Origin of the sequence: Pseudomonas sp. BF-R-30 (assembly GCF_019956175.1) — a bacterium.
Classification (GTDB): Bacteria; Pseudomonadota; Gammaproteobacteria; order Pseudomonadales; family Pseudomonadaceae; genus Aquipseudomonas; species Aquipseudomonas jessenii.
Genome location: NZ_JAHBDE010000074.1, coordinates 219526 through 245229, shown reverse-complemented (window position 1 = coordinate 245229; position 25704 = coordinate 219526). Strand labels below are relative to the sequence as shown.

The 25704-nt window shown below is 58.3% G+C and carries 28 protein-coding genes; 14 read left to right on the top strand and 14 right to left on the bottom strand.

The genetic code is table 11. From position 1 onward, the window contains the following. Window positions 1–161 precede the first annotated feature (161 nt). From KGB20_RS26870 to colR, 5 genes are all read right to left on the bottom strand, one after another. Window positions 162–389: a hypothetical protein gene (locus tag KGB20_RS26870; RefSeq protein ID WP_079246712.1), complete on the bottom strand. Its 228-nt coding sequence runs from the start codon at window positions 387–389 to the stop codon at window positions 162–164. 2 nt (window positions 390–391) lie between these two features. Further along, the gene (locus tag KGB20_RS26865; RefSeq protein WP_154860458.1) at window positions 392–1105 is read right to left on the bottom strand and encodes a lipopolysaccharide kinase InaA family protein; all 714 of its coding nucleotides are present in this window, start codon (window positions 1103–1105) and stop codon (window positions 392–394) included. 4 nt (window positions 1106–1109) lie between these two features. Then, window positions 1110–1778: a class I SAM-dependent methyltransferase gene (locus tag KGB20_RS26860; protein WP_057716567.1), complete on the bottom strand. Its 669-nt coding sequence runs from the start codon at window positions 1776–1778 to the stop codon at window positions 1110–1112. 154 nt (window positions 1779–1932) lie between these two features. Next, entirely contained in the window at window positions 1933–3207 is a 1275-nt protein-coding gene (locus KGB20_RS26855; RefSeq protein WP_057713451.1) for a sensor histidine kinase, read from the bottom strand. Further along, the gene (gene colR / locus KGB20_RS26850) at window positions 3197–3880 is read right to left on the bottom strand and encodes a two-component system response regulator ColR (RefSeq protein ID WP_007985839.1); all 684 of its coding nucleotides are present in this window, start codon (window positions 3878–3880) and stop codon (window positions 3197–3199) included. The genes KGB20_RS26855 and colR overlap by 11 nt, the downstream gene beginning before the upstream one ends. Window positions 3881–4098: 218 nt before the next feature. Between colR and KGB20_RS26845 the strand changes: the two genes are divergently transcribed. Then, on the top strand, window positions 4099–4842 hold the full coding sequence (locus tag KGB20_RS26845) for a phosphatase PAP2 family protein (RefSeq protein WP_154860459.1): 744 nt from the start codon (window positions 4099–4101) through the stop codon (window positions 4840–4842). Window positions 4843–5071: 229 nt separating this feature from the next. Here KGB20_RS26845 and groL read toward each other — a convergent pair whose 3' ends face one another. The 4 genes from groL to KGB20_RS26825 all read right to left on the bottom strand — a co-directional run bounded on the left by groL (window position 5072) and on the right by KGB20_RS26825 (window position 8585). Beyond that, window positions 5072–6718: a chaperonin GroEL gene (gene groL, locus KGB20_RS26840; protein ID WP_090457529.1), complete on the bottom strand. Its 1647-nt coding sequence runs from the start codon at window positions 6716–6718 to the stop codon at window positions 5072–5074. A gap of 50 nt (window positions 6719–6768) precedes the next feature. Beyond that, window positions 6769–7062 (bottom strand): co-chaperone GroES, encoded by a 294-nt coding sequence (locus tag KGB20_RS26835; protein WP_007985847.1) that lies wholly within the window; start codon window positions 7060–7062, stop codon window positions 6769–6771. A gap of 248 nt (window positions 7063–7310) precedes the next feature. Beyond that, a complete protein-coding gene (locus KGB20_RS26830) occupies window positions 7311–7787 on the bottom strand; it encodes an FxsA family protein (RefSeq protein WP_008053539.1) in 477 nt (158 codons plus the stop codon). A gap of 66 nt (window positions 7788–7853) precedes the next feature. Further along, window positions 7854–8585 (bottom strand): HugZ family protein, encoded by a 732-nt coding sequence (locus KGB20_RS26825; protein ID WP_150813351.1) that lies wholly within the window; start codon window positions 8583–8585, stop codon window positions 7854–7856. Window positions 8586–8748: 163 nt separating this feature from the next. Here KGB20_RS26825 and KGB20_RS26820 point away from each other — a divergent pair, with 163 nt between their 5' ends. Beyond that, window positions 8749–9507 carry an SDR family oxidoreductase gene (locus KGB20_RS26820; protein WP_154860460.1) on the top strand — a complete coding sequence of 253 codons (759 nt, stop codon included), beginning with the start codon at window positions 8749–8751 and terminating at the stop codon, window positions 9505–9507. A 133-nt stretch (window positions 9508–9640) separates the two neighbouring features. Here KGB20_RS26820 and apbC read toward each other — a convergent pair whose 3' ends face one another. Next, window positions 9641–10735, bottom strand: coding sequence for an iron-sulfur cluster carrier protein ApbC (apbC, locus tag KGB20_RS26815; RefSeq protein WP_150813353.1), 1095 nt, complete (start codon window positions 10733–10735; stop codon window positions 9641–9643). Window positions 10736–11067: 332 nt separating this feature from the next. Between apbC and metG the strand changes: the two genes are divergently transcribed. From metG to KGB20_RS26775, 8 genes are all read left to right on the top strand, one after another. Continuing rightward, on the top strand, window positions 11068–13119 hold the full coding sequence (metG, locus tag KGB20_RS26810; protein WP_056726133.1) for a methionine--tRNA ligase: 2052 nt from the start codon (window positions 11068–11070) through the stop codon (window positions 13117–13119). Between the two features lie 249 nt (window positions 13120–13368). After that, complete coding sequence (locus KGB20_RS26805; RefSeq protein WP_154860461.1) at window positions 13369–13938, top strand: electron transport complex protein RnfA; 570 nt, start codon at window positions 13369–13371, stop codon at window positions 13936–13938. Further along, window positions 13935–14948 carry an electron transport complex subunit RsxB gene (rsxB, locus tag KGB20_RS26800; RefSeq protein WP_150814667.1) on the top strand — a complete coding sequence of 338 codons (1014 nt, stop codon included), beginning with the start codon at window positions 13935–13937 and terminating at the stop codon, window positions 14946–14948. The genes KGB20_RS26805 and rsxB overlap by 4 nt, the downstream gene beginning before the upstream one ends. Then, window positions 14935–15921 carry an RnfABCDGE type electron transport complex subunit D gene (locus tag KGB20_RS26795; RefSeq protein ID WP_150814668.1) on the top strand — a complete coding sequence of 329 codons (987 nt, stop codon included), beginning with the start codon at window positions 14935–14937 and terminating at the stop codon, window positions 15919–15921. The genes rsxB and KGB20_RS26795 overlap by 14 nt, the downstream gene beginning before the upstream one ends. Continuing rightward, window positions 15918–16529: an RnfABCDGE type electron transport complex subunit G gene (locus KGB20_RS26790; RefSeq protein WP_057713441.1), complete on the top strand. Its 612-nt coding sequence runs from the start codon at window positions 15918–15920 to the stop codon at window positions 16527–16529. The genes KGB20_RS26795 and KGB20_RS26790 overlap by 4 nt, the downstream gene beginning before the upstream one ends. After that, a complete protein-coding gene (locus KGB20_RS26785) occupies window positions 16522–17106 on the top strand; it encodes an Rnf-Nqr domain containing protein (protein WP_150814670.1) in 585 nt (194 codons plus the stop codon). Before KGB20_RS26790 ends, KGB20_RS26785 begins: the two co-directional genes overlap by 8 nt. A gap of 25 nt (window positions 17107–17131) precedes the next feature. Then, window positions 17132–17770, top strand: coding sequence for an endonuclease III (gene nth / locus KGB20_RS26780; RefSeq protein ID WP_102671233.1), 639 nt, complete (start codon window positions 17132–17134; stop codon window positions 17768–17770). 106 nt (window positions 17771–17876) lie between these two features. Next, window positions 17877–18056 carry a PA3496 family putative envelope integrity protein gene (locus tag KGB20_RS26775; RefSeq protein WP_007972325.1) on the top strand — a complete coding sequence of 60 codons (180 nt, stop codon included), beginning with the start codon at window positions 17877–17879 and terminating at the stop codon, window positions 18054–18056. 83 nt (window positions 18057–18139) lie between these two features. On the opposite strand, the gene KGB20_RS26770 is transcribed toward KGB20_RS26775, so the two are convergent. Then, on the bottom strand, window positions 18140–18766 hold the full coding sequence (locus KGB20_RS26770; RefSeq protein WP_154860462.1) for a response regulator transcription factor: 627 nt from the start codon (window positions 18764–18766) through the stop codon (window positions 18140–18142). A 546-nt stretch (window positions 18767–19312) separates the two neighbouring features. On the opposite strand from KGB20_RS26770, the gene KGB20_RS26765 reads away from it, so the two are divergent. Next, window positions 19313–20011 (top strand): hypothetical protein, encoded by a 699-nt coding sequence (locus KGB20_RS26765; protein WP_154860463.1) that lies wholly within the window; start codon window positions 19313–19315, stop codon window positions 20009–20011. 150 nt (window positions 20012–20161) lie between these two features. On the opposite strand, the gene KGB20_RS26760 is transcribed toward KGB20_RS26765, so the two are convergent. Together KGB20_RS26760 and KGB20_RS26755 are read right to left on the bottom strand one after the other, a co-directional pair. Continuing rightward, window positions 20162–21379: an argininosuccinate synthase gene (locus KGB20_RS26760; protein ID WP_007972320.1), complete on the bottom strand. Its 1218-nt coding sequence runs from the start codon at window positions 21377–21379 to the stop codon at window positions 20162–20164. 129 nt (window positions 21380–21508) lie between these two features. Further along, entirely contained in the window at window positions 21509–22414 is a 906-nt protein-coding gene (locus tag KGB20_RS26755; protein ID WP_150814673.1) for a flagellar protein MotY, read from the bottom strand. Between the two features lie 159 nt (window positions 22415–22573). Between KGB20_RS26755 and pyrC the strand changes: the two genes are divergently transcribed. Both pyrC and rnt read left to right on the top strand, forming a co-directional pair. Continuing rightward, window positions 22574–23620 carry a dihydroorotase gene (gene pyrC, locus KGB20_RS26750; RefSeq protein WP_090457540.1) on the top strand — a complete coding sequence of 349 codons (1047 nt, stop codon included), beginning with the start codon at window positions 22574–22576 and terminating at the stop codon, window positions 23618–23620. Continuing rightward, window positions 23617–24294 (top strand): ribonuclease T, encoded by a 678-nt coding sequence (gene rnt / locus KGB20_RS26745; protein ID WP_057713434.1) that lies wholly within the window; start codon window positions 23617–23619, stop codon window positions 24292–24294. Before pyrC ends, rnt begins: the two co-directional genes overlap by 4 nt. Window positions 24295–24480: 186 nt before the next feature. Here rnt and KGB20_RS26740 read toward each other — a convergent pair whose 3' ends face one another. Then, window positions 24481–25083 (bottom strand): peroxiredoxin, encoded by a 603-nt coding sequence (locus KGB20_RS26740; RefSeq protein WP_057713433.1) that lies wholly within the window; start codon window positions 25081–25083, stop codon window positions 24481–24483. A 311-nt stretch (window positions 25084–25394) separates the two neighbouring features. Here KGB20_RS26740 and KGB20_RS26735 point away from each other — a divergent pair, with 311 nt between their 5' ends. Beyond that, window positions 25395–25613: a bacterioferritin-associated ferredoxin gene (locus KGB20_RS26735; RefSeq protein ID WP_007985869.1), complete on the top strand. Its 219-nt coding sequence runs from the start codon at window positions 25395–25397 to the stop codon at window positions 25611–25613. Window positions 25614–25704 lie beyond the last annotated feature (91 nt).

The window sequence follows — 25704 nt, the reverse complement described above, 5'->3', positions numbered from 1 at the left end:
GGCTTGCTCGCGAAGGCGTCATTCCAGTCAACCTCAATGTCGACTGACAGATCGCCTTCGCGAGCAAGCCCGCTCCCACACAGGTCAGTGTTGAAGCCCGAAGTCAGGGCAATAAAAAAGGCCTCGCATCAGCGAGGCCTTTCATTTTGGCTTCAATCGGTTCAACTCTGCGGCCTCAATCCCTGAGAAAGTCCGAACATGAACAGCAACAAGTCATGATCGGGTCGAGTGGCCACGGATGCCTTGGCAATCCGTGGCAACGGACAATGTTCTTCTGCGTTTATCGAGCTGAGAACCTGGGGGCGTGGTTGCTCCCAGGTTGCCATCGCGATCGATGCAACTGCCAAGGCTCCTACCAGAAACAAACCTCGTGCAATTTCGAGTTTCATCGCTATAAACCCTTGATAGCGCTGCCAAACGCCGTCTCATAAAAGTAGATGAGTTTTTCCCAGTCTGCGTCGCTGAACGACGAGTGGCGACGCAATTGCTTAATGTCATGGACAGCTGCGCGATGGGCCGTCAAACGCTGTCGGCATTTCTCCAGATCGATCAGGGCCACTTCGACCTTGGCCGTCTCGCCCTCACCGGTCACGCGAACGAATACGTGCTTGTCGTAAATACATCCGTGCTGCCAGCGGCCCTTGTGCATGCGAGCCAGGTTTTCAGCCAGGTCCTTGAGCACTCGTTCGTTTATGGCTTCACCATGACGCTCGCGACCGCCACCGGCGTACCAGCGATCGATTTCCTCGAAGCCGTCCAGCGACTTGGTGACCAGCAAGGCACGCCACTTGTGCACTGGATCGCGCTGTGCACCACAAAAAACGATTTCCGGAACCCGTACGCCAAGTGCGGTCACACCGGTGAGCGCAGCATGCTCGCGCATGACCGTCGGCCGCCCGAAAGGGTGCTGCAAGCTACGATGAATATGCCCGGTCTGGCGCTTGACGTAGAGCAGTTGACCATCACTGCCCATCAGGCGTTGAACGCCGCTTTCCCCGCCGCGACGGACGTTGGGTTCTTCTACCCATTCACCGCGCTGATTCCAAAAGTAATCGAAGCGGTCCTGGGGAACGACTTCCGTTTCTGCTGCACACTGCACTGCCATCCTGTTACCTCTTGCGTAATACGTAAACTCGCCACATGGCATAGAGCGGCAAAAAGTCCAGTTGTTCCTGGATTCGGAAACCCGCCTGCTCAAATTCCTTCTCTACGGTAGCGGCCGGTAACACAAACCGGTTTTGGTAACCTTCCTGCCCACGGGTTTTCTCCGAACGCTTGCGTTTCCAGGCCTTGAAGTTGCCATCGACCCACAGCGAAAGGATCACGCTGTCGCGGGAAACCCGCTCGAACTCACGCAAAATAGCCATGCGATGCTTGGCTTCACCGATGTGGTGGAGCAAACGCATGCAAAAAATGCTGTCGACGGCGTTGTCCGGCAAGGCGATGTCGAATACAGATGTGTGCAAGGGTTGTACCCGCTTCACCACATCGGCAGGTTGTGCCTGGGTTGCGACCTTCAGCATGGACGGCGAGTTATCGGCACCGATGATCACTCGGTTGGATTTTTCCGCCAACAAGGGCCAGAAACGCCCGGCACCACAAGGCAAATCGAGGACCAGACCAGGCTCGCCAACCAGGGCCAGTGCCTTGCGCGCCAGTTGTTCGTCACGCCAGTGGGACAATCGACGGCCGAGACCTTCCTGGTGTTTGCGCAAATAGCGTTGCGCGTGTTGATCGTCGTACTTTTCGGAAAAATCGAGCTTGATCGGGCCGTCCATCATCAGGTCTCCTGAACTTCTGATAGCAGCTACCTTAGATTTTGTAGTGTCGGCGTCTGGTCATCCATTTGTGAAAATATCGTTATGGGAAAACCTGAAATATTACAGGGTTTTACGGAGTTGACAGGGTTTGCTGGACGCCTGACTTAACAGCTCAAGTTCGGGACAGCTCCACCTGAAAACGGCAGCCACTGGGCTCCATCGTAGTCAGGCTGACGCTCCAGCCCTGGTTTTCACAAATCCGCTGCACCAGTGAAAGCCCCAGGCCCAAGCCTTCCCCGCGTTTTTCAGTGCCCCGAACGAAGGGTTCGAACATCGCCTCGCGTTTTTCTTCGGGAATGCCCACACCGCTGTCTTCGACCAGAAATCCCGTGCCCGTCAGGCTCAGGCGGATGAAGCCCCGTTCTGTGTAGTGCAAGGCGTTGCGCAGCAAGTTACCCATCACCGCGTGCAGGAGCGTCGCATTGTAGCCCTTGGCCTCAGGGTTGCCCGGTTCGAAGATCAGTTTCAACCCTTTGCTTTCAATGGGCCCGCGCCACAGACCGACCAGGCCCTCGGCTACCTGGCCCAGGGGCTGCTGCGGCGACATGCTGTTATCTTCGCGCTTGGCGCGGGCCAGCATCAGGAAGGTTTGCACCAGCTCACGCATTTCTTCACATGCCCGGGCAATGCGCTCGACCTGGGCGCGACCGCGCTGATCGAGACCTGGGTTTTCCAGCAACAACTCGCAGGAACTGGCCAGGATCATCAGGGGCGTACGCAATTCGTGGCTGACGTCGCTGGTGAACAAACGCTCGCGGGTCAGGGCCTGACGCAAGCGCCCGAGGGTGGCGTCGAAGGCCACGGCCAGTTCGCCCACTTCGTCGGCGGCATAATCCGGAGCCAAGGGAGGAGCCAAACCCAGCAGTTGATCGCGATGGCGTACCTGGCGGGCCAGCCGTACCACCGGCGCCATGACCTTGCGTGCCAGCACCCAGCCGAGAAATACAGCCAGTGCCAGGCTCAGTACGAAACCCACCAGCACCACGGCAAACAGCACCCGCTCGCGCTCTTCAAAATCGCTCTGGTCCTGCAAAAGTACGTAACGTCGGCCGTCGACGATTTCGACCATGGCGTGGTACGACAGGTTTTCGCGGAACACTTCGTGGAAACCCGGCTCCAGATGCCGCAAATCCTTGGGCAAATTGAAATCGCCTGGCCCGTTGCTGAAGTAGAACAATTGGTCCGGTTCGGGGCGGTGGCTCCAGTCCGTGACATTGTCCATCAGCAACAGGCGCTGCAAATCGCCGCCCAGACCGGCCGAAATCAGTTTTTCCTCCACCAGGTGCACGGTCGCCACGATGCCCATGGCAAAGGCACCCGCCACCAGTGCGCTCATCAGCGCAAAGGCAATGATGATGCGTTGAGCAAGGCTCTGCTTAAACTCCATCACGGCCCTCGGCCAGGCGATACCCCACACCGTGCACGGTTTGCAGTAATGGTTTGGCGAACGGTTTGTCGATCACCTGGCGCAACTGGTGGACATGACTGCGCAGGCTGTCGCTGTCCGGGCAGTCGTCGCCCCAGAGCGCCTCTTCAAGAATTTCACGGCGCAACACATGAGGGCTTTTCTGCATCAACACGGCCAGCAACTTCAGGCCGACCGGGTTGAGTTTCAGCAACCGGCCTTCGCGAGTGACTTCCAGGGTGTCGAGGTCGTAGCTCAGGTCGCCGACCTGCAAGGTCCGCCGCCCGCCGCCCTGGGTTCGGCGCATGACCGCTTCGATACGCGCCGCCAGCTCCGACAGGGCGAACGGTTTAATCAGATAGTCATCGGCGCCGGACTTGAAGCCCTGCAGACGGTCATCCAGTTGATCGCGAGCCGTGAGCATGATCACCGGCGTTTCGCGGCGAGCATCCTCGCGCAGGCGCTTGCACAGGGTGTAGCCATCGATGCCGGGCAACATGATATCGAGCACGATCAAATCGTAGTGCTCGGTGGCCGCCAGGTGCAGGCCCGACAGACCATCCTGAGCGCAATCGACGGTATAGCCTTTGAGCCCCAGGTAATCGGCCAGGTTGGCCAGGATATCGCGGTTGTCTTCAACCAATAGAATTCGCATGGGTATCTCTCCGTCCACAGTAACGGCCGTCGTGGCCCGCGCAGCTTAAGGCGAAGTTCCGCTCAGGGCTAGGACTGAGTGAAGCGCAAAAGCGCGGAAATTGACCGATTACAGCCTTAACGAGTTTTTCACCGGCGATTCACATGCTGGCGACAGAATCGGGTTCAAACTCTGCGCGGCTGCGCATTTGAGAACATTTCACTGATCAAGGAACTAGCATGGTTTCGACCCTTGCCCGCCCTTCCCCTCGTCCGCTCAATTTCTGGGTGTGCCTTGGAGTCCCCGCCGTAGCTGCGATCATTCTGGTATTGCTCGAACTGACCAGTCTGGACATGGACCTGGCCAAGCTGTTTTACGACCCGGTCACCGGGGAATTCATCGGACGCCACAGTTACTTCCTCGAGGACATCCTGCACGATCGCGCCAAGCAAGTGGTCATCGCCTTCTCGGTGTTTGCCATTCTCGCCTTCATCGCTTCGTTCTTCATGGCCAGGCTCAAACCGCTCAAGCGGGAACTGGGTTGCCTGGTGCTGTCCCTGGGCCTGGCGACTTCCTTTGTCACGCCCATCAAAGCAGTGACCGCGGTGCAATGCCCATGGAGCCTCGAACAATTCGGCGGTCACGAAACCTACAGCGAACTGTTGAGTCCTCGCCCGCACACCGATAAACCAGGGCGTTGCTGGCCCGGCGGCCATGCGGCCACCGGCTTCACCCTGTTTGCCCTGTTTTTCGTACTGCGCGACCGTCGCCCGCGCATGGCTCGCGCAGCGTTGGTCTTCGCCTTTGCCCTCGGCTCGGTGTTCTCCATCGGGCGGATGATGCAGGGTGCGCACTTCTTCTCGCACAACGTGTGGACGGCGGTGTTCTGCTGGCTGATTTGTTTGGGGTCGTATTACTACGTTCTGTATCGACCGGCCTTGAGGGCGGATCGCGAGGCAAGTGCAGAACCTGTCAGCGCCTGACCTGACGCCTTCGCGGGCAAGCCACGCGCCCACAGGATTTATGCAGTTCCTTGTGGGAGCGGGCTTGCTCGCGAAAGCGGAATGTCATTCAGCATCTATATCGACTGACACACTGCCTTCGCGAGCAAGCCCGTTCCCACAATGGATCGATGTGAACATTGAAGTCCGGGCAATAAAAAACCCCGCCTGCTTTCGCAGACGGGGTTTTTCGTACAGGGGTAAGGCTGGCTTACATCATGCCGCCCATGCCGCCCATACCGCCCATGTCTGGCATACCGCCGCCAGCTGCACCTTCTTTCTTCGGTGCATCAGCAACAGCGGCTTCGGTGGTCAGGATCAGACCGCCGATCGACGATGCAGCTTGCAGCGCGGAACGGGTGACCTTGGTTGGGTCCAGGATGCCCATTTCGATCATGTCACCGTATTCGCCAGTCGCAGCGTTGTAACCGAAGTTACCTTTGCCGTTCTTGACTTCGTTGACCACAACGCTTGGCTCGTCACCGCTGTTGGCAGCGATCTGACGCAGCGGTGCTTCAACGGCACGGCGCAGAACAGCGATACCTACGTCCTGATCAGCGTTGTCGCCTTTCAGATCGTTCAGGGTTTGCAGAGCGCGGATCAGCGCAACGCCACCGCCAGGTACCACGCCTTCTTCAACGGCTGCACGGGTAGCGTGCAGGGCGTCTTCAACGCGGGCTTTCTTCTCTTTCATTTCAACTTCGGAACCAGCGCCAACCTTGATCACTGCAACGCCGCCGGATAGCTTGGCCAGACGCTCTTGCAGTTTTTCACGGTCGTAGTCCGAGGAAGTTTCGGCAACCTGAGCACGGATCTGAGTGATGCGTGCTTCGATGTCGCCGTGTACGCCAGCACCGTCAACGATGATGGTGTTTTCCTTGGACAGGGTCACGCGCTTGGCGCTGCCCAGGTTTTCCAGGGTTGCGCTTTCCAGGCTCAGACCGATCTCTTCGGAGATAACGGTACCGCCGGTCAGAACGGCGATGTCCTGCAGCATGGCCTTGCGACGATCGCCGAAGCCTGGAGCCTTGACGGCTGCGACTTTAACGATGCCACGCATGTTGTTCACAACCAGAGTCGCCAGGGCTTCGCCTTCAACGTCTTCGGCCACGATCAGCAGTGGACGGCCGGCTTTGGCAACGGCTTCCAGCACTGGCAGCATTTCGCGGATGTTCGAGATCTTCTTGTCGACCAGCAGGATCAGCGGGCCGTCCAGCTCAGCGACCATGGTCTCTGGCTTGTTGACGAAGTACGGGGACAGGTAACCACGGTCGAACTGCATGCCTTCAACAACCGACAGTTCGTTTTCCAGGCCCGAGCCTTCTTCAACGGTGATTACGCCTTCTTTACCGACTTTTTCCATGGCTTCGGCAATGATGTCGCCGATGGAGTTGTCGGAGTTGGCCGAGATGGTGCCGACCTGAGCGATAGCCTTGGTGTCAGCGCATGGCTTGGACAGGTTTTTCAGCTCTTTGACGATGGCGATGGTCGCCTTGTCGATGCCGCGCTTGAGGTCCATCGGGTTCATGCCGGCAGCGACGGCTTTCAGGCCTTCGTTGACGATCGACTGAGCCAGAACGGTAGCGGTGGTAGTACCGTCACCAGCGTCATCGTTGGCACGGGAGGCAACGTCTTTGACCAGCTGCGCACCCATGTTTTCGAAACGGTCTTCGAGTTCGATTTCTTTGGCGACGGAAACGCCGTCCTTGGTGATGGTCGGAGCGCCGAAGCTCTTCTCGATGATCACGTTACGGCCTTTCGGGCCCAGGGTCGCTTTTACTGCGTCAGCCAGGACGTTGACGCCCTTGAGCATTTTTTTACGGGCGGAATCGCCAAACAGAACTTCTTTAGCAGCCATGATCGATATTCCTTAAATACTTTGTAGTAGCGGGAAAATGAACGGGGGTATCAGCCTTCGATAACGGCGAGAATTTCGTTCTCGCTCATTACCAGCAGGTCTTCGCCGTCGACTTTCACAGTGTTGCTGCCGGAGTAAGGACCGAACACAACCTTGTCGCCCACTTTCACGGACAGTGCACGCACTTCACCGTTTTCCAGTACGCGGCCGGTGCCTACAGCGAGGATTTCGCCGCTGTTGGCTTTTTCAGCAGCCGAACCTGGCAGGACGATACCGCCAGCGGTTTTCTTTTCTTCTTCGCTGCGACGGATGACGACGCGGTCATGCAGAGGACGAAGCTTCATTGTCGATCTCTCCTAATTGTGGTTTTCATCGGCCGGTGTAGTCCCGGCGGGTTTAACAAAGGCCGGCGGTGCCGGTTGCGGTTCGTCAAGCGAACCGCGGAAGTCTGTCTGGCTTGTTCGCCAGAAACCTTGCGGTGACCGTTACATAAGGGCGCATAAGCTTATTACAAGGGCGGCGATGAAAAATTTTTCAGGTCGATGCCCCGCAAACGAACACGGCACCCGAAGGTGCCGTGTCGATGTGCGTATTACTTGGTATCGCGGTGTTCGAACTCGCCTTCGATCACGTTGGGCTCGCGGCCCAGCGGCTCGCGAGGCGCCGGGCCGCCACGGGCCTGTAGGTCGTCGGCGAACGCTCGCTGACGCATCGCCTGCTCTTCGGCGCGCTGGCGCATTTTATTGGCCAGCAGGCGACGACTGAACGGCAGCAGCATGAACAGGCCGATCACATCGCTGATGAAGCCCGGAAGAATCAGCAGGCCACCGGCCAATGCCAGCATCAGGCCTTCGAGCATGGTCTGGGCCGGCAGTTCGCCGCGGCTCAGGCTTTCACGGGCACGCAGGGCCGTGGCCAGGCCGGCGATGCGCAGCACAAACACGCCGAACATCGAGCCGAGAATGATCAGCAGCAGGGCCGGGAAGAACCCGATGGACCCTGCCACCTTGACGAATACGAACAGCTCCAACACCGGGAACAGCAGAAAGAGCAACAAAAAAGGGCGCATCAAATGGTTCCTCAACGCAAGAATGCCTTGCCAGTTCACCTTAGATGACGTCGCCGTTTCGTGAATTCAAGCGTCGGCCACTTCATTTTTCGGCCAATGATCGGCGTGGGCCAGAGAAACCAAGGCTTCGCGAACTTGTGTCGGCGTATTACAAGGCGCTTGGAACGGTAACCAGTACAGACTTTGACCGATGCGCAGGTGCATGCCTTCACAATCGATGCCGACCATTTGCGCCGGCACGTTTTTCGGCAGCCCGGCCAGATCGACGTAATGGGCGATGGCCTTGGCGTGATCGGCGTTCATGTGCTCGACCATGCTCACTTCGGCCTTGCCGGCGAACGGGTTGGCCAGGGTCAGGTCGTTGACCCAATGAATCGCGCCAAAACCGCCGATGTAACGGTGGCGTACAGGCTCAAGCACCCAGAAATCGAAATCGTGGGCCTTGTGATAACCCTTCGACTCCGGGAAGTAGCGGTAGTAACGCTCGGAGGCAGCGTCGATGGCGGCTTCGTCTTCGAGCTGTTGCGCCTCAGCCAGGTAAGTCAGTCGACCAACGGCCTGGACATCTTCGGCACCACGTTCGCCGACAAACAGCGAGCATTTCGGATCTTTTTGCAGATTATGAGTGTGCTGGGCAATGCGGCTGATCAGGATCAGCGGCCGGCCCTGCTCGTCCAGGCAGTACGGAACCACGGAACCGAACGGAAAACCGGGCATTGATTTGGAGTGCGTCGAGAGCACCCCACGGTATTCCTTGAGAAGCAATTCTCGTGCATGCTTAGCCGCTTCAACGCTCAATTTATGACTCCTTAAATAGAATCCGTCAGAAAAACGGACGAGCTGCTGGCGAAAGTCCCAGCACGCCATCGGGGGCAGTTCTCATGTGCAGCCAGGCCAGGTCAGGCGCAGATCGAGAGGCTCTCTAAAGGAAACCACTCAGACCTGCTACCGGGGCATGCGAATGCAACTCACTGACAAAGTAATCATTATCACTGGCGGTTGCCAGGGTTTAGGCCGCTCCATGGCCGAGTATTTCGCAGGCCTGGGCGCGAAACTCGCGCTGGTGGACCTGAACCAGGAAAAACTCGACGACGCCGTCGCGGCCTGCAAGGCCCAAGGTGTCGAGGCCCGCGCCTACCTGTGCAACGTGGCCAACGAAGAGCAAGTGACCCGCATGGTTGCCCAGGTCGCTGAAGACTTTGGCGCGATCCATGGCTTGATCAACAACGCCGGGATCCTGCGCGACGGCCTGTTGCTCAAGGTCAAGGATGGCGAAATGACCAAGATGAGCCTGGCCCAGTGGCAGGCCGTCATCGACGTCAACCTGACCGGCGTGTTCCTGTGCACCCGTGAAGTCGCGGCGAAAATGGTCGAGCTGAACAACAGTGGCGCGATCATCAATATCTCGTCGATTTCCCGCGCCGGCAACGTCGGTCAGACCAACTACTCCGCCGCCAAGGCCGGTGTTGCTGCGGCGACCGTGACCTGGGCCAAGGAGCTGGCACGCTACGGCATTCGCGTCGCCGGCATTGCACCGGGCTTCATCGAAACCGAAATGACCCTGGGCATGAAGCCTGAAGCGCTGGAGAAGATGACTGCGGGGATCCCGCTCAAGCGCATGGGCAAGCCTGAGGAAATCGCCCATTCGGCGGCTTACATCTTCGAGAACGACTATTACACCGGTCGGATTCTGGAGATGGATGGCGGGTTGCGGATCTAAGCCCAACCCCAAACAACTGTGGGAGCGGGCTTGCTCGCGAAGGCGATAGATCAGTCAACTTGTTGGTTGAATGACACACCGCTTTCGCGAGCAAGCCCGCTCCCACATTTGGTCAGCGTTTATCTGGCGAACATTAGTCGTCGCTGACGCTGATGTTCGGCATCGCCGGCGTCAACGCTTCCTGCAACACGATCCGCGCGCCGACATGGCGGGCCAGTTCCTGGTAAACCATCGCAATCTGGCTATCAGGCTCGGCGATCACTGTTGGCTTACCGCCATCGGCCTGCTCGCGGATGACCATCGACAGCGGCAGCGAAGCCAGCAGTTCAACGCCATACTGGTTGGCCAGTTTCACACCACCGCCTTCGCCAAACAGATGCTCGGCATGCCCGCAGTTGGAGCAGATGTGCACGGCCATGTTCTCCACCACGCCCAGCACCGGGATGTTGACCTTGCGGAACATTTCCACGCCCTTGCGTGCGTCCAGCAATGCCAGGTCCTGTGGGGTGGTCACGATCACCGCACCGGCCACCGGCACTTTCTGCGCCAGGGTCAACTGGATGTCACCGGTGCCTGGCGGCATGTCGATGACCAGGTAATCGAGGTCACCCCACGCGGTCTGGGTGACCAGTTGCAACAGGGCGCCCGAAACCATCGGCCCGCGCCAGACCATCGGCGTGTTGTCGTCGGTGAGGAAAGCCATGGACATCACTTCGACGCCATGGGACTTGAGCGGAACGAACCACTTCTGATCCTTGACCTCGGGGCGGGTACGCTCGGGTATGCCGAACATGATGCCCTGGCTCGGGCCGTAGATGTCCGCATCGAGAATCCCGACCTTGGCGCCTTCCCGGGCCAGAGCCAGGGCCAGGTTGGCCGCCGTGGTGGATTTGCCCACGCCGCCCTTGCCGGACGCCACGGCCACCACGTTTTTCACGTTCGCCAAGCCCGGAATCTGCACCTGAGCCTTGTGCGCGGCGATCACGCTGGTGATTTCGACCTTGGCACTTGCCACGCCATCCAGCCCCTGAATGGCCATTTCCAGCATCTGCGCCCAGCCACTCTTGAACAGACCGGCGGCGTAACCCAGTTCAAGCTGAACGCTGACGCGGTCGCCCTGAATCTCGATGTTGCGCACGCACCCGGCGCTGACCGGGTCCAGGTTCAGGTAAGGGTCGGTATACTGGCGAAGGACGGCTTCCACCGCTGCGCGATTGACGGCGCTCATGGGCAACTCCGAAAACAGGACTGGAAAAGATAGTGGGTATCGTACCTGTTCTGCGCCCGAGGCGGCATGCCTGTAGACCATTTGTTGCGCAGGCATTCATGTGGCGAGGGGGCTTGCCCCCGTTGGGTGGCGAAGCCGCCCCAATCCCGGCAGCCCGGTTCCGACAATTGGATCGCATCAGCCTTATTACGACTGCTGCGCAGTCGAACGGGGGCGAGCCCCCTCGCCACAGTTTTCACCAGCTATGCATCCGGAAACAGGCTCACAGGGTGAAAAATATGCGCCGGCGCTTTATAGTGGCCGACCTCCGTTTCATCAAGTAGCCGAGCCCCATGTCCGAGCCACGCAAGATCCTCGTCACCAGCGCCCTGCCCTATGCCAATGGTTCGATTCACCTCGGCCATATGCTGGAATACATCCAGACCGATATGTGGGTGCGTTTCCAGAAGCACCGCGGCAATCAATGCATCTATGTCTGCGCCGACGACGCCCACGGTTCGGCGATCATGCTGCGCGCGGAAAAGGAAGGCATCACCCCGGAACAACTGATCGCCAACGTCCAGGCCGAACACAGCGCCGACTTTGCCGACTTCCTGGTGGACTTCGACAATTTCCACTCCACTCACGCCGAAGAAAACCGTGAGCTGTCGAGCCAGATCTACCTGAAGCTGCGTGACGCCGGGCACATCGCCACGCGTTCGATCACCCAGTACTTCGACCCGGAAAAGAAAATGTTCCTGGCCGACCGCTTCATCAAGGGCACCTGCCCGAAATGCGGCACCGAAGACCAGTACGGCGACAACTGCGAAAAATGCGGTGCGACCTACGCACCGACCGACCTGAAGGATCCGAAGTCGGCGATCTCCGGCGCCACCCCGGTGCTCAAGGATTCCCAGCACTTCTTCTTCAAGCTGCCAGACTTCCAGCAAATGCTGCAAACCTGGACCCGCAGCGGCACCCTGCAGGATGCCGTCGCCAACAAGATCGCCGAATGGCTGGATGCCGGCCTGCAACAGTGGGACATCTCCCGCGATGCACCGTATTTCGGTTTTGAAATCCCCGACGAGCCGGGCAAGTACTTCTACGTGTGGCTGGATGCACCGATCGGTTACATGGCCAGCTTCAAGAACCTGTGCAACCGCACGCCGGAGCTGGACTTCGACGCGTTCTGGGGCAAGGACTCCACCGCCGAGCTGTACCACTTCATCGGCAAGGACATCGTCAACTTCCACGCCCTGTTCTGGCCAGCCATGCTCGAGGGCGCGGGCTACCGCAAGCCGACCGGCATCAACGTGCACGGCTACCTGACTGTCAACGGTCAGAAAATGTCCAAGTCCCGCGGCACCTTCATCAAGGCCCGGACCTACCTGGACCACCTGTCGCCGGAATACCTGCGCTATTACTACGCGGCCAAGCTGGGCCGTGGCGTTGATGACCTCGACCTGAACCTCGAAGACTTCGTGCAGAAGGTCAATTCCGACCTGGTGGGCAAGGTCGTCAACATCGCCAGCCGCTGTGCCGGTTTCATCAACAAGGGCAATGCTGGCGTAATGGTCGACACCAACGCCGCGCCTGAACTGACCGAAGCCTTCCTGGCCGCCGCGCCAGGTATCGCCGACGCCTATGAAGCCCGCGACTTTGCCCGTGCCATGCGCGAGATCATGGGCCTGGCCGACCGCGCCAACGCCTGGATCGCCGACAAGGCGCCGTGGTCGTTGAACAAACAGGAAGGCAAACAGGATGAAGTCCAGGCCATCTGCGCCACAGGCGTCAACCTGTTCCGCCAACTGGTGATCTTCCTCAAGCCGGTGCTGCCGCTGCTGGCCGCCGACGCCGAGGCGTTCCTCAACGTCGCGCCGCTGACCTGGAACGATCACGCGACCTTGCTCGGCAATCACCAGCTGAACGAGTTCAAGCCGCTGATGACCCGCATCGACCCGGTAAAAGTGCAAGCCATGACCGACGCTTCGAAAGAAGACCTGACCGCCAGCCAGACCGACACCGGCGAAGCCGCACCTGCCGGCAATGGCGAACTGGCCAAGGATCCACTGTCGCCGGAAATCGAGTTCGACACCTTTGCCGCTGTCGACCTGCGTGTCGCGCTGATCGTCAAGGCTGAACACGTGGAAGGTGCCGACAAGCTGTTGCGCCTGACCCTGGATATCGGTGACGAGCAACGCAACGTGTTCTCCGGGATCAAGAGCGCTTACCCGGACCCGTCCAAGCTCGATGGGCGCCTGACCATGATGATCGCCAACCTCAAGCCACGGAAAATGAAGTTCGGTATCTCCGAAGGCATGGTGATGGCGGCAGGCCCTGGCGGAGAAGAAATCTACCTGCTCAGCCCTGACAGCGGCGCCAAGCCTGGCCAGCGCATCAAGTAAGGTCTGCGGCAAAACGATCCCACAGTCGTGCCTGGCGCGGCTGTGGGATTTTCATGTCTGGCCCACCCTCCCGCCTTGCCGGATAATGCCTAAGCTTTTTAGACCATCTCCTGTAGGAGCGAGCTCGCGATGGTCGTTAACGATTATGCGTGTCCACAGGTTGAACGCAGCGCCCTTGAGTCGATCGTCGGAACGCCGCCCGGACCAAGCTCGCTCCTACAAAAACTACCGTTCTTGTCGGCACGAACAATGACCGAAATCCTGCTTACGCTTATCAGCGCTGCCCTGATCAACAACCTCGTGTTGCAATGGCCATTGGCCGTCGATCCACTGTTGGCCGGTCAGCGTCGTCAGGTACATGCCCTGGGCATTGCGACGACATGCCTGATGCTGGTCGTGGGCATGCTCGGCTACGCGCTCTATCAATGGATGCTGGTGCCACTACAATTGACGCCGCTGCGTCTGTTTGTGTTTCTGCCATTGAGCGTGCTGCTGATCAGCCCGTTGCTGAAGTTGCTGGCGCGGTTGTTTTCGACACTACCATTCGAAGGCCTCTGGCCGTTGCTATTGGGCAACGCTGGCGTACTCGGCGTGGCCCTGCTCAATGCTCAGGAAGACAAGGGCTTTTTTCACGCCACTGCCTTGAGCCTCGGTGCAGGGTTGGGCTTCTGGCTGGTGTTGAGCCTGTTCACTGATTTGCGTGAACGCACGGCCGACAACGATGTTCCCCTGCCCTTTCGCGGCTTGCCGATCGACCTGATTGGTGCCGGCCTGATCGCAGTGGCTTTTCTCGGATTCAGCGGACTGATCAAAACATGAGTCTGATTCAATGCATCGACGCACTCTTGCCGCAAACCCAATGCGGCAAGTGCGGGCACCCCGGGTGCAAGCCGTATGCCGAAGGCATCGCCAGCGGTGAGCCGATCAACAAGTGCCCTCCCGGAGGCAACGAAACCATCGCGGCCCTGGCTGAACTGCTGAAGGTGCCGGTGCTGGAACTGGACATCACTCGCGGCTCGGCACCTGCGCAGATCGCCTATATCCGCGAGGCCGAGTGCATTGGTTGCACCAAGTGCATTCAGGCCTGCCCGATCGATGCCATCGTCGGCGCGGCCAAGCTGATGCACACGGTGATCATTGATGAGTGCACCGGTTGCGACCTCTGCGTGGCACCGTGCCCGGTGGACTGCATCGAAATGCGCCCATTGCAGCCGAACACTGTACTGCCTGTTGTCGGGGGCCTGGCCCTCACACCGCAGGCGCGGCAGGCCCGCAACCTCAAGCGCGATCACGCACGGCGCCGCTTCGAACAACGCAATGCCCGCCTGCAGCGTGAGGAGCAACAGAAAATCGCCGAGCGCCAGGCAAGGCAGCGAGCCGCACAACCTGCCGAGACGACAGCCGACCCGGTGCAGGCGGCCCTCGAGCGCGTCCGCGCACAGAAAACCGCCAATGCCGATGCCGCGCTGAAAAAGGCCAAGATCGAGGTGGCGATGAGTCGGGCGCAGTTGCACAAATCGCTGAAGGCCTTCGGGCATCCGCCGACCTTCGAACAGCAATCGCAGTTGATCGCACTGCAACAACAGTTCGAAGCCGCCGAACAAAACCTGGCGCAACTGGAAAACGCCGCTCCACCTTCCCCTGCGCCGACGGTCGCAGCTGCGTCGTCAAATGATGCCGATCTGAAACGGGCCAAGATCCAGTTGGCCATGCGTCGCGCCGAACTCAAGAAGGCTCAGGCCAACGAAGCACCAGCGGAACAAATCGAAGCCCTGGAACGCGCACTCGGTGAAGCCGAACGCCTGGTGGACGCCCATGCCAGCCCTTGACGTGGTGGATGATCGCCTGCAACAGGCGATGAAACTGGTGCTGTTGGCCACGCTGCCGGGAATCCTGGCAGCGTTCTGGCTGTACGGCTGGGGTGTGTTGATCAATCTGCTTCTGGCGGCCACTGCCGCGTTGGCCGTCGAGGCCGCCGTCGTGCAATGGCGCAAGCAGCCGCCGGGGGCAACGTTGAGTGACGGTAGCGCGCTGGTCAGTGCCACATTGCTGGCTCTGGCGCTGCCGCCTTACTGCCCATGGTGGCTGACCCTCAGTGCTGCCTCTTTTGCGATGGTGTTCGGCAAGCACTTGTATGGTGGCGTCGGTTCGAATCCCTTCAACCCGGCGATGCTCGGTTTGGCGCTGGTGCTGGTGACCTTTCCCCAACCAATGACCCATTGGCCATTGCCCCATGGCATGGATCTGCTGAGCGGCCTGCAGCACGTGTTTGGCATCGGCCATGTGCCGGATGCGTGGGTGCAGGCCACGGCACTGGACAGTCTGCGGATCAACAAAAGCCTGACCATGGATGAACTGTTTGCCGGCAACCCGGCATTCGGCCACTTTGGCGGCCGGGGGGTGGAATGGGTGAACCTGGCCTTTGTGGCGGGTGGAGCGTTTCTCCTGCAACGAAGGGTGATCAGCTGGCATGCACCGGTCGGCATGCTGGCCAGCCTGTTCATCATCAGCCTGTTGTGCTGGAACGGCTCGGGCTCCGACTCCCATGGCTCGCCGTTGTTTCATCTGCTGACCGGCGCGACCATGCTGGGGGCGTTCTTCATCATCACCGAACCGGTGTCCGGCGCCAGAAGCCCTGGCGCGAAACTGTTGTTCGGCGCTGGTGTTGGGCTTCTGACTTATCTGATTCGTACCTGGGGTGGCTACCCGGACGGCATCGCCTTCGCTGTGCTGTTGATGAACCTGTGCGTGCCGGCGCTGGAGCGGTTCGTGGCGGCCAGGCAACAGCCGGAGGCGCCATGAACAGGACATCAAGCATCGCGCTTGTGGTGCTTTTGGCCGCACTGGGCCTTGGCGTGACGTACTTCGTACAACTCGGCAGCGCGCCACGCATTGCAGCCGAACAGCGCCTGATCGACAGCCGTAACCTGCTGGACCTGATCGCGCCGGACAGCTACGACAATCAACCACTCGAACACCCCATAACGATTGAAGCAGCCGCACTGACCAACAGCACCTTGCTGGGTGGTTATCTGGCGACCCGAGCCGATCAACCCGTCGCGGTGTTGCTGCGCAGTCAAACCCTTGGCTACGCCGGTGCCATCGACCTGTTGATCGCAGTCGACGCCAATGGCAGGTTGCTGGGCGTCAAAACCCTCAAACAGTCGGAAACACCTGGACTGGGGGCTCGGATCGCCGACTGGCCCAATGCCTGGCTCCAGGTTTTTTCCGGCAAGTCTCGAACAGAACCCGGTGACAGCGGCTGGGCGCTGAAAAAGGATCAGGGACAGTTCGATCAGATCGCAGGCGCAACCATCACCTCAAGAGCGGTGATCAATGCCGTCCACGATGCCTTGCGCTACTTCGATGAACACCGGCAACAACTGCTCGGAATCCCTGCCCATGGATAACTCATCGACTCTGCGCAACGCCTTGATGCTGACGCCACTGATCGGCGTCACCCACTCGCTGATGGCTGCAGTTGGCCTGTGCCTGATGTTCATGGTGGTGACTCAGTTGTTCGGTCTGGCCATGGGTGCCCTGCGATCTCGACTGGTCCCGGCGACCCGTATGCTGGCCAGCATCCTGTTGGCAGCCACCCTCACCAGTTGCGCGGAACTCATGGCACAAGCCTGGTCGCTGCAATGGCAGCAGCATCTGGGGATTTATGGAGCCTTGATCGCCTTGCAATGCGTCGTACTGGAACACACCGGGGTCTTTCAGAGCGATTGGCATCAACGTCTGCGACTCAATAGCCTGTTTGCCACGCTGATGATCGCGCTGGGCCTGCTGCGCGAACTCATCGGCAACGGAACACTTGGAAACCATCTATCGTGGCTGTTCGGCGCAACGCAAACTGACTGGCATGGCTGGGTGCTGGTGGCTGACGGCGGACTGCGCCTGACCACACTGGTCCCTGGCGGGTTCATCCTGCTCGGACTCCTGATCGCCGCCTGGCAGGCCTGGCGCCCGACGCCCACACATTGATTGCCTTCGAGGAAACGCACTGCCCATGAATGCCGCAAAACGTCTGGAAATTTTCCGCCGACTGCACGAGGACAACCCGGAACCAAAGACCGAACTGGCCTATTCCTCCCCCTTCGAATTACTGATTGCCGTGATTCTCTCGGCGCAGTCCACCGATGTCGGCGTCAACAAGGCCACAGCCAGGCTTTTCCCGGTCGCCAATACCCCGGCAGCGATGCATGCCCTGGGTGTCGAAGGGCTGTCGGAGTACATCAAGACCATCGGGCTGTACAACAGCAAAGCGAAAAATGTGATCGAAACCTGCCGTTTGCTGGTCGAGCGTCACGCCGGCGAGGTCCCACAAACCCGCGAAGAGCTGGAAGCACTGCCCGGCGTCGGCCGCAAGACCGCCAATGTGGTACTCAATACGGCATTCCGTCAGCTGACCATGGCCGTCGACACGCATATTTTCAGGGTCAGCAACCGGACTGGCATTGCTCCCGGCAAGAATGTGGTGGAAGTCGAGAAAAAACTGATGAAATTCGTGCCCAGGGAGTACCTGCTCGACTCCCATCACTGGCTGATCCTTCATGGTCGCTATGTTTGCCTGGCCCGCAAGCCCCGATGCGGAAGCTGCCGGATCGAGGACTTGTGCGAATACAAGCACAAAACCTCCGACGATTGAGGCGCTATTGGGTTTATTGATTTGTCGATTGAAAAAATCTTTTTTACCCGCCGGGAGAATGTCGATATAAGGGGCGCCAAAGGCCTTCTTAGCCTGGAGCAACTAAATGAGTACTGGCAAAGAGCAATTAGACGTAGAAGACGATTTCACCACCGCCGAAACCGATGATGCTGAACCGGTGGTTGAAGTAGCGAAAACTAATCTGAGCAAACGCCGCACCATCGACAACCTGCTGGAGGAGCGCCGACTGCAAAAGCAATTGGCCGATTACGATTTTGATTTATGACACCTGAAAGCCTCCCGAAACGGAGGCTTTTTTTTGCTAAGTGCCGTACCCCGATAGGCGCCCCATGTCGCGCAGTTATGCCATCACACCAGACCATTGCGTTGTGCCAGTTCGATCAGATCGACCAGAGACCGCGCATTCAGCTTGAGCAACAGGCGGGTCTTGTAAGTACTGACTGTTTTATTGCTGAGAAACATCCCATCGGCAATCTCTTTATTGGTCTTTCCTCGGGCCAACTGCTGCAGGACCATCATTTCCCGCCCCGACAATCGATCGACCATATCGGCCTCACTGGCATTCCCCAAACTGCAACGTACGGTATGCAAGGCTTGATTAGGAAAGTAACTGTAGCCTGACAAAACGGCCTTTATTGCACTGAGCAACTCCGTGAGGTCTTGTTGTTTGCAGACATAACCGGCTGCACCGGATTGCATGCAACGCATCGAAAAATGTCCCGGCGCCTGGGAAGTCAAAATCAGCACTTTCATCGGCATTGAAGTCGAAGACAAACGCGCGATGACTTCCAACCCGTCCAGCTTCGGAATCCCGATATCCAGAATGATAATGTCCGGCATAAGTTCACGGGCTAGTTGCAGTGCGTCCACACCATTATCGGTTTCTGCAATAACTTCGTAGCCATGACGCTCCATTAGCATACGTACCGCAAGACGAATGACGGGGTGATCATCCACGATCAGCACTTTATTCATGGGCAAGTCCAATTTTCGCTGTTCGAATTTTTAGAGCCCGCACAATAGCCTAGTCGTTTCACCCATGGCATGTCGCCCCTCCCGGACACCCACACCAAGAGACATCCCCTACAAACAACACGGATTCCTCCTACAAAAATCCCTCGAACAGAATGAATTTAAAACTGTATCAGCGTCAGTGTGTCGCACTTTCCAGCAGCCACCTGTGTCGATTTACGACCAAAATTTTTCGAGAGCCAGCTTGATCCGGTCGCGCCCTGAGAACTACTAGCCTCTACCTTTCCGCTAAAACGTAACTGATATTTACACACTCAATACTCATACCAGAAATATCACACACCTCGCATCCAATTACTCTTACAGCAAATAATATTTTTTGAGCAATCATTAAAATACGCCAAAAATTCAAGAAACCGACGAGCGATACAACAAACAAATAAAAACTTGTCAAAAATCAGCAGATAATCAAAAGCACTACAATAACCACCACAACAAGCCAACTTCATAAACCACTCGAGAACAGACAACCCGACATGAGTACAGAATATGATAAAAAAACGAATCACCAACCCAATGACAATTATCGCGATATTCGCAGCGCTCTCTGAAACTTCGGCAGCCGTCTCTCTACCCTTCCTTGATCAGGAGGAAAGAGAACTCTACGTCTGGTTCCTGATCAGTTTTCCGTTCTATTTACTTTTGCTTTTTTTCGCGACACTCAACTTCAACTATAAATCACTTTATGCACCCTCCGATTTTGAGAAGGGAAAGCACTTCATGAAGGTTATGGATGATGTTGGGCGCTCGGAAAAAAAAGCGTCCGCAAAACCGTCTGAAAACCCCACACTGGAAACGTCAGCGAATGACTGGCGGTCAGCCCGAACGCCCTGTGGCGCACAGGACCCGCCAACCGGGATTGGTCTGCAAACCGTTGTCTCTGTTCAGCATCACCTTCAGTTACCGGAGCCGGTAAAAGACCTGTACATCGTTGATGTACGCTGGATGAGCGAAGAGGTCGAGTTTGGAGCGCTGCTGGAAAAAATCCAGAGGCCACGGGAAAAGACGGCGTACGTGATTCTGTTTGTCACTTGTGCCGTTTCGGAGAAATTACTGAAAGCCAGTGCGCTTGGACATACAAAGCAGGCCAGCAAACGCGGTGCCGCCTTTTATGTGGCCTACAATCTGGACTCGCACAGGTTGTCGGTCATTGATCACGCCGGGCAACCGGCGAACAGCAACCTGTAGTACAGGTCAGGCCATCGAGAAGGGGAAAAACAGGAAATCATCAACGGAAACGAAAACACCCGACAACGCAGTAACTGGCATCACACCCCGTTTTCAGGTACCTGACCTCGTCGAGGACGAGGTCAGGCACCCATCACGATGTCAAAGGTCTCAGAACAGCTTCCGGCCTTTGTTCGCCGCAATGCGCATGCGCAGGGCGTTGAGCTTGATGAAGCCCGCGGCATCCGCCTGGTTGTACGCGCCGCCATCTTCTTCGAAGGTAGCGATGTTGGCGTCGAACAGCGAGTCGTCGGACTTGCGGCCAGTGACGATCACATTGCCCTTGTACAGTTTCAGGCGCACAACGCCGTTCACGTTGACCTGGGACGCATCGATCATCTGTTGCAGCATCAGACGCTCAGGGCTCCACCAGTAGCCGGTATAGATCAGGCTGGCGTACTTGGGCATCAGCTCGTCCTTGAGGTGAGCCACTTCGCGGTCCAGGGTGATCGATTCGATCGCACGGTGGGCGCGCAGCATGATGGTGCCGCCAGGGGTTTCGTAGCAGCCACGGGACTTCATGCCCACGTAGCGGTTCTCGACGATGTCGAGACGGCCGATACCGTGCTCACCACCGATACGGTTCAGGGTCGCCAGCACGGTGGCTGGAGTCATTTCGACGCCGTCCAGCGCGACGATATCGCCGTTGCGGTAGGTCAGTTCCAGGTACTGCGGCTTGTCTGGAGCGTTTTCCGGGGAAACGGTCCAGCGCCACATGTCTTCTTCGTGCTCGGTCCAGGTGTCTTCCAGCACGCCGCCTTCATAGGAGATGTGCAGCAGGTTGGCATCCATGGAGTACGGGGACTTCTTCTTGCCGTGGCGCTCGATCGGAATCGCGTGCTTCGCGGCGTAATCCATCAGCTTTTCACGGGACAGCAGGTCCCACTCGCGCCAAGGAGCGATCACTTTCACACCTGGCTTCAAGGCGTACGCACCGAGTTCGAAACGAACCTGGTCGTTACCCTTGCCGGTGGCACCATGGGAAATGGCGTCTGCACCGGTTTCGTTGGCAATTTCGATCAGGCGCTTGGCGATCAGCGGACGAGCGATGGAAGTACCCAGCAGGTACTCGCCTTCGTAAACGGTGTTGGCGCGGAACATCGGGAAAACGAAATCGCGCACGAACTCTTCGCGCAAGTCGTCGATGTAGATCTCTTTGACGCCCATGGCCTGAGCCTTGGCGCGTGCAGGTTCGACCTCTTCGCCCTGACCCAGGTCAGCGGTGAAGGTCACTACTTCACAGTTATAAGTATCCTGCAGCCACTTGAGGATCACCGAAGTGTCCAGGCCGCCGGAATACGCCAGAACGACCTTGTTTACGTCCGCCATGCCATCACTCCACGGGGTTCTACGGAAAGCCGGGAAGTCTACCGCTCATGCAGAATAATTTACAGTGGCGCGACAGCTTATGACGACGAAGCGACAGATTATGTCGAGGGCGCGACGATTACAGCCGGGTCAGGAAGTGGCCGAAGTGGCCGCCTTCGTCGCTTGCGGGGCGACTTGTTCCGCGGGTGCTCCGCGCTCCAGGCGCACTGCTACTCGACGGTTCTTCGCGCGGTTGGTGTTGTTGGTGTTAGGCGCCACCGGATAACGCTCGCCATGGAAACGCAGGGTGATTTGCGATTCCTGGATGCCGTTGGCCTTGAAGAACTCCATCACTGCCAGGGCTCGGCGCCGCGACAGGTCGCGGTTGGTCAGGCGGTTGCCGCTGTTGTCGGAGTGACCGTCGAGCTCGATGTGATTGACCGTCGGATCGGCCTTCATGTACTCCAGCATTACCTGCAGTTTGGCTTTTGCGGCGCTGTCGAGTTCGATTCCGCCGCCGGGGAAGCCGATTTCCGATTGCTTCACCTGTTCGAAATTCTGTGGCAACAGTTTCGCCACGCAACCCTGGTAGTCGGCAAACGCCTTGGTGAACCTGACCGGCAACAAGCGTACTTCCGACACCCGCCCATCCCCCGAGGAATGTCGAACGACCGGGCTGCGACCGTCCATCAGGCCACTGATCAGACGCCCGGCCTGAACCTGTGAGCTATTGAACAATACGTTGCCACTGCCGATTCTCACCGTGCCCAGGTTGATATCGTCACGGCCCGGTTGCCACGGCGCGGCAGCGGCCAGCAAGGTGGCCGAACCGCCGCCGATCATCGGGTTGTAGGCTTTCAGACGGAAAATCGCCTGCTCGCCGGCACGACGCACGAACTCGCCCGAACCGAAATCGGTAACCGGCTGAGTCAGGCGGCATTCGAACTTGTCGCCTTCGACCGTCCACTCAATGTTCTCCAGACGTGTCTGGAAAGTGAGCGCCATCGCCGGAAGGCTGGCAAACACACTGAGCAAGGCTAAATAACGCTGGCGCACGGGAGGCTCCACTGGCTTCTACAACAAAAAGACCGACACACACATGTTTACGGCATACCTGTTGGATATCGGAAGCTTCCTGCAAAACTTGATAGCGAGTGCCTGCAAGAGTCTTTTCCGGTAGCATTCCCTTGAGTTTGACCCGCCTGGAATCCCCTCATGTCCGACCGCCTGACCCTGCTGCGTCCCGACGACTGGCATATTCATCTTCGTGATGGTGCCGTGCTGACCAATACCGTCGCGGATGTCGCGCGCACCTTTGGCCGCGCCATCATCATGCCCAACCTGGTTCCACCGGTACGCAATGCGGCCGAAGCCGACGGCTATCGGCAGCGGATTCTCGCTGCCCGCCCGGCCGGCAGCCTGTTCGAACCACTGATGGTCCTGTACCTGACCGACCGCACCCAGCCTGAAGAAATTCGCGAGGCCAAGGCCAGCGGATTCATTCACGCCGCCAAGCTGTACCCGGCCGGCGCGACCACCAACTCGGATTCTGGCGTCACCAGCATCGACAAGATCTTCCCTGCACTAGAGGCCATGGCCGAAGTCGGGATGCCGTTGTTGGTCCACGGTGAAGTCACCCGGGGCGATGTCGACGTGTTCGACCGAGAAAAAATCTTCATCGACGAGCACATGCGTCGTGTGGTCGAGCGTTTCCCGACCCTCAAAGTGGTCTTCGAACACATCACCACCGCGGACGCCGTGCAGTTCGTCAACTCGGCTTCGGCCAACGTGGGCGCGACCATTACCGCGCATCACCTGTTGTACAACCGCAACCACATGCTGGTGGGCGGGATTCGGCCGCACTTCTATTGCCTGCCGATCCTCAAGCGCAATACCCACCAGGAAGCCCTGCTCGACGCGGCCACCAGCGGCAGCGACAAGTTCTTCCTCGGCACCGACTCGGCTCCCCACGCCCAGCATGCCAAGGAAGCGGCCTGCGGCTGCGCCGGTTGCTACACCGCCTATGCGGCCATCGAGATGTACGCCGAAGCTTTCGAACAGCGCAATGCGCTGGACAAGCTCGAGGCCTTCGCCAGCCTCAACGGCCCTCGGTTCTATGGTCTGCCGGCCAACACCGATCGCATCACCCTGGTCCGCGAAGAGTGGACCGCCCCGACCAGCCTGCCATTTGGCGAGCTGACCGTTATCCCGCTGCGCGCCGGTGAAAAACTGCGCTGGCGCCTGCTGGAGGAACACGCGTGAGTGAAGACCATTTCGACGACGAACTGGAAGGCAATGGCGGCGGAGGCGGCCCTCGTCATCCAATGGCGGCAAGGTTTCGTGGTTACCTGCCGGTTGTCGTCGACGTAGAGACCGGTGGCTTCAACTCGGCCACCGATGCCCTGCTGGAGATCGCCGCGACCACCATCGCCATGGATGAAAAGGGTTTTGTTTACCCGGATCACACCTACTTTTTCCGTGTCGAGCCGTTCGAAGGCGCGAACATCGAAGCGGCAGCCCTGGAATTCACCGGGATCAAGCTCGATCACCCGCTGCGCATGGCGGTGAGTGAAGAGTCTGCCCTGAACGATATCTTCCGCGGCGTGCGCAAGGCCCTCAAGGCCAACGGTTGCAAACGGGCGATCCTGGTCGGGCATAACAGCAGTTTCGACCTGGGCTTCCTGAATGCGGCGGTTGCGCGGCTGGACATGAAGCGCAATCCGTTCCATCCGTTCTCCAGCTTCGATACCGCAACGCTGGCCGGTCTCGCTTACGGCCAGACCGTGTTGGCCAAGGCGTGCCAGGCAGCGGACATCGACTTCGACGGTCGCGAGGCTCACTCGGCTCGCTACGACACCGAGAAGACGGCAGAGCTGTTCTGCGGCATCGTCAATCGCTGGAAACAGATGGGTGGTTGGGAAGACTTCGGCGACTGAGTGCACTCACGAATCAATGTGGGAGCGAGCTTGCTCGCGATGGTCGTGAACGATAACGCGGGAAGCCTGACACCCAGCGGCGCTCTCAAGTCCATCGCGAGCAGGCTCGCTCCTACAGACGACTGAGTGAATTCCGTCCATAAAAAAACCGGCCTCGAAGGCCGGTTTTTTTATACCTGGAACGCCTTACAGAGCGGCAGCGTGCTCGGTCAGGTAAGCAGCAACGCCTTCTGGCGAAGCGTTCATGCCTTTGTCGCCTTTTTTCCAGTTGGCAGGGCAGACTTCGCCGTGCTCTTCGTGGAATTGCAGAGCGTCGACCAGACGGATCAGCTCTTCCATGTTACGGCCCAGCGGCAGGTCGTTGACGATCTGCGAGCGGACAACGCCTTTGTCGTCGATCAGGAACGCGCCACGGAAAGCCACGCCATCAGCGGACTGAACGTCGTAGGCCTTCATGATGTCCTGCTTGATGTCGGCAGCCATGGTGTAGCGAACCTGGCCGATACCGCCATTGTTCACTGGAGTGTTGCGCCATGCGTTGTGGGTGAAGTGCGAGTCGATCGAAACAGCGATCACTTCAACGTTGCGAGCCTTGAAGTCAGACATGCGGTTGTCCAGAGCGATCAGCTCGGACGGGCAAACGAAGGTGAAGTCCAGTGGATAGAAGAACACCAGGCCGTATTTGCCTTTGATCGCCGAGGACAGGGTGAAGCTGTCAACGATCTCGCCATTGCCGAGTACGGCCGGTACGGTGAAGTCAGGGGCTTGTTTGCCTACGAGTACGCTCATTGGATATCTCCTGGTGTAATAGCGTGAGAAACAGGGCTCGCATCAGCCTGCCACCCTGAGGCGACAGCCCTGTGACACGATCCCCGGTCGCAAAAGACCGGCCATCATACACCGCGTGTTTGAGCTGGCTTAGCTGTTTTTTCCCCGTACGATGAAATCCCCACCGGTTTTGGATCACCGGTTTGCCAGGCAGACCGTTCGTCAGCCATACCCGTTTATGACGAAAAGTGCTCTGAAACCACTTTGACAATCATTCTCGTTAACATTAAGATCCATCGCAATTGAGTCACAATCAGCGACGGTCCTTCCCTATGTATGTTTGCCTCTGCACTGGCGTCACCGACGGTCAAATCCGCGATGCGATCTATGAAGGATGCTGCAGCTACAAGGAAGTCCGTGTAGCCACCGGCGTTGCGAGCCAGTGCGGCAAATGTGCCTGCCTCGCCAAGGAAGTGGTCCGCGAGACCCTGACCAAACTGCAAACGGCCCAGGCTGCAATTCCTTATCCAGCAGAATTTACCGCGGCTTAAACATCGAATTTCAAAGAACCGGACATATGTCCGGTTTTTTTATGCCTCAAAATCAACTAGTTATGCTCTAGACGCGGAACACAAACATTCT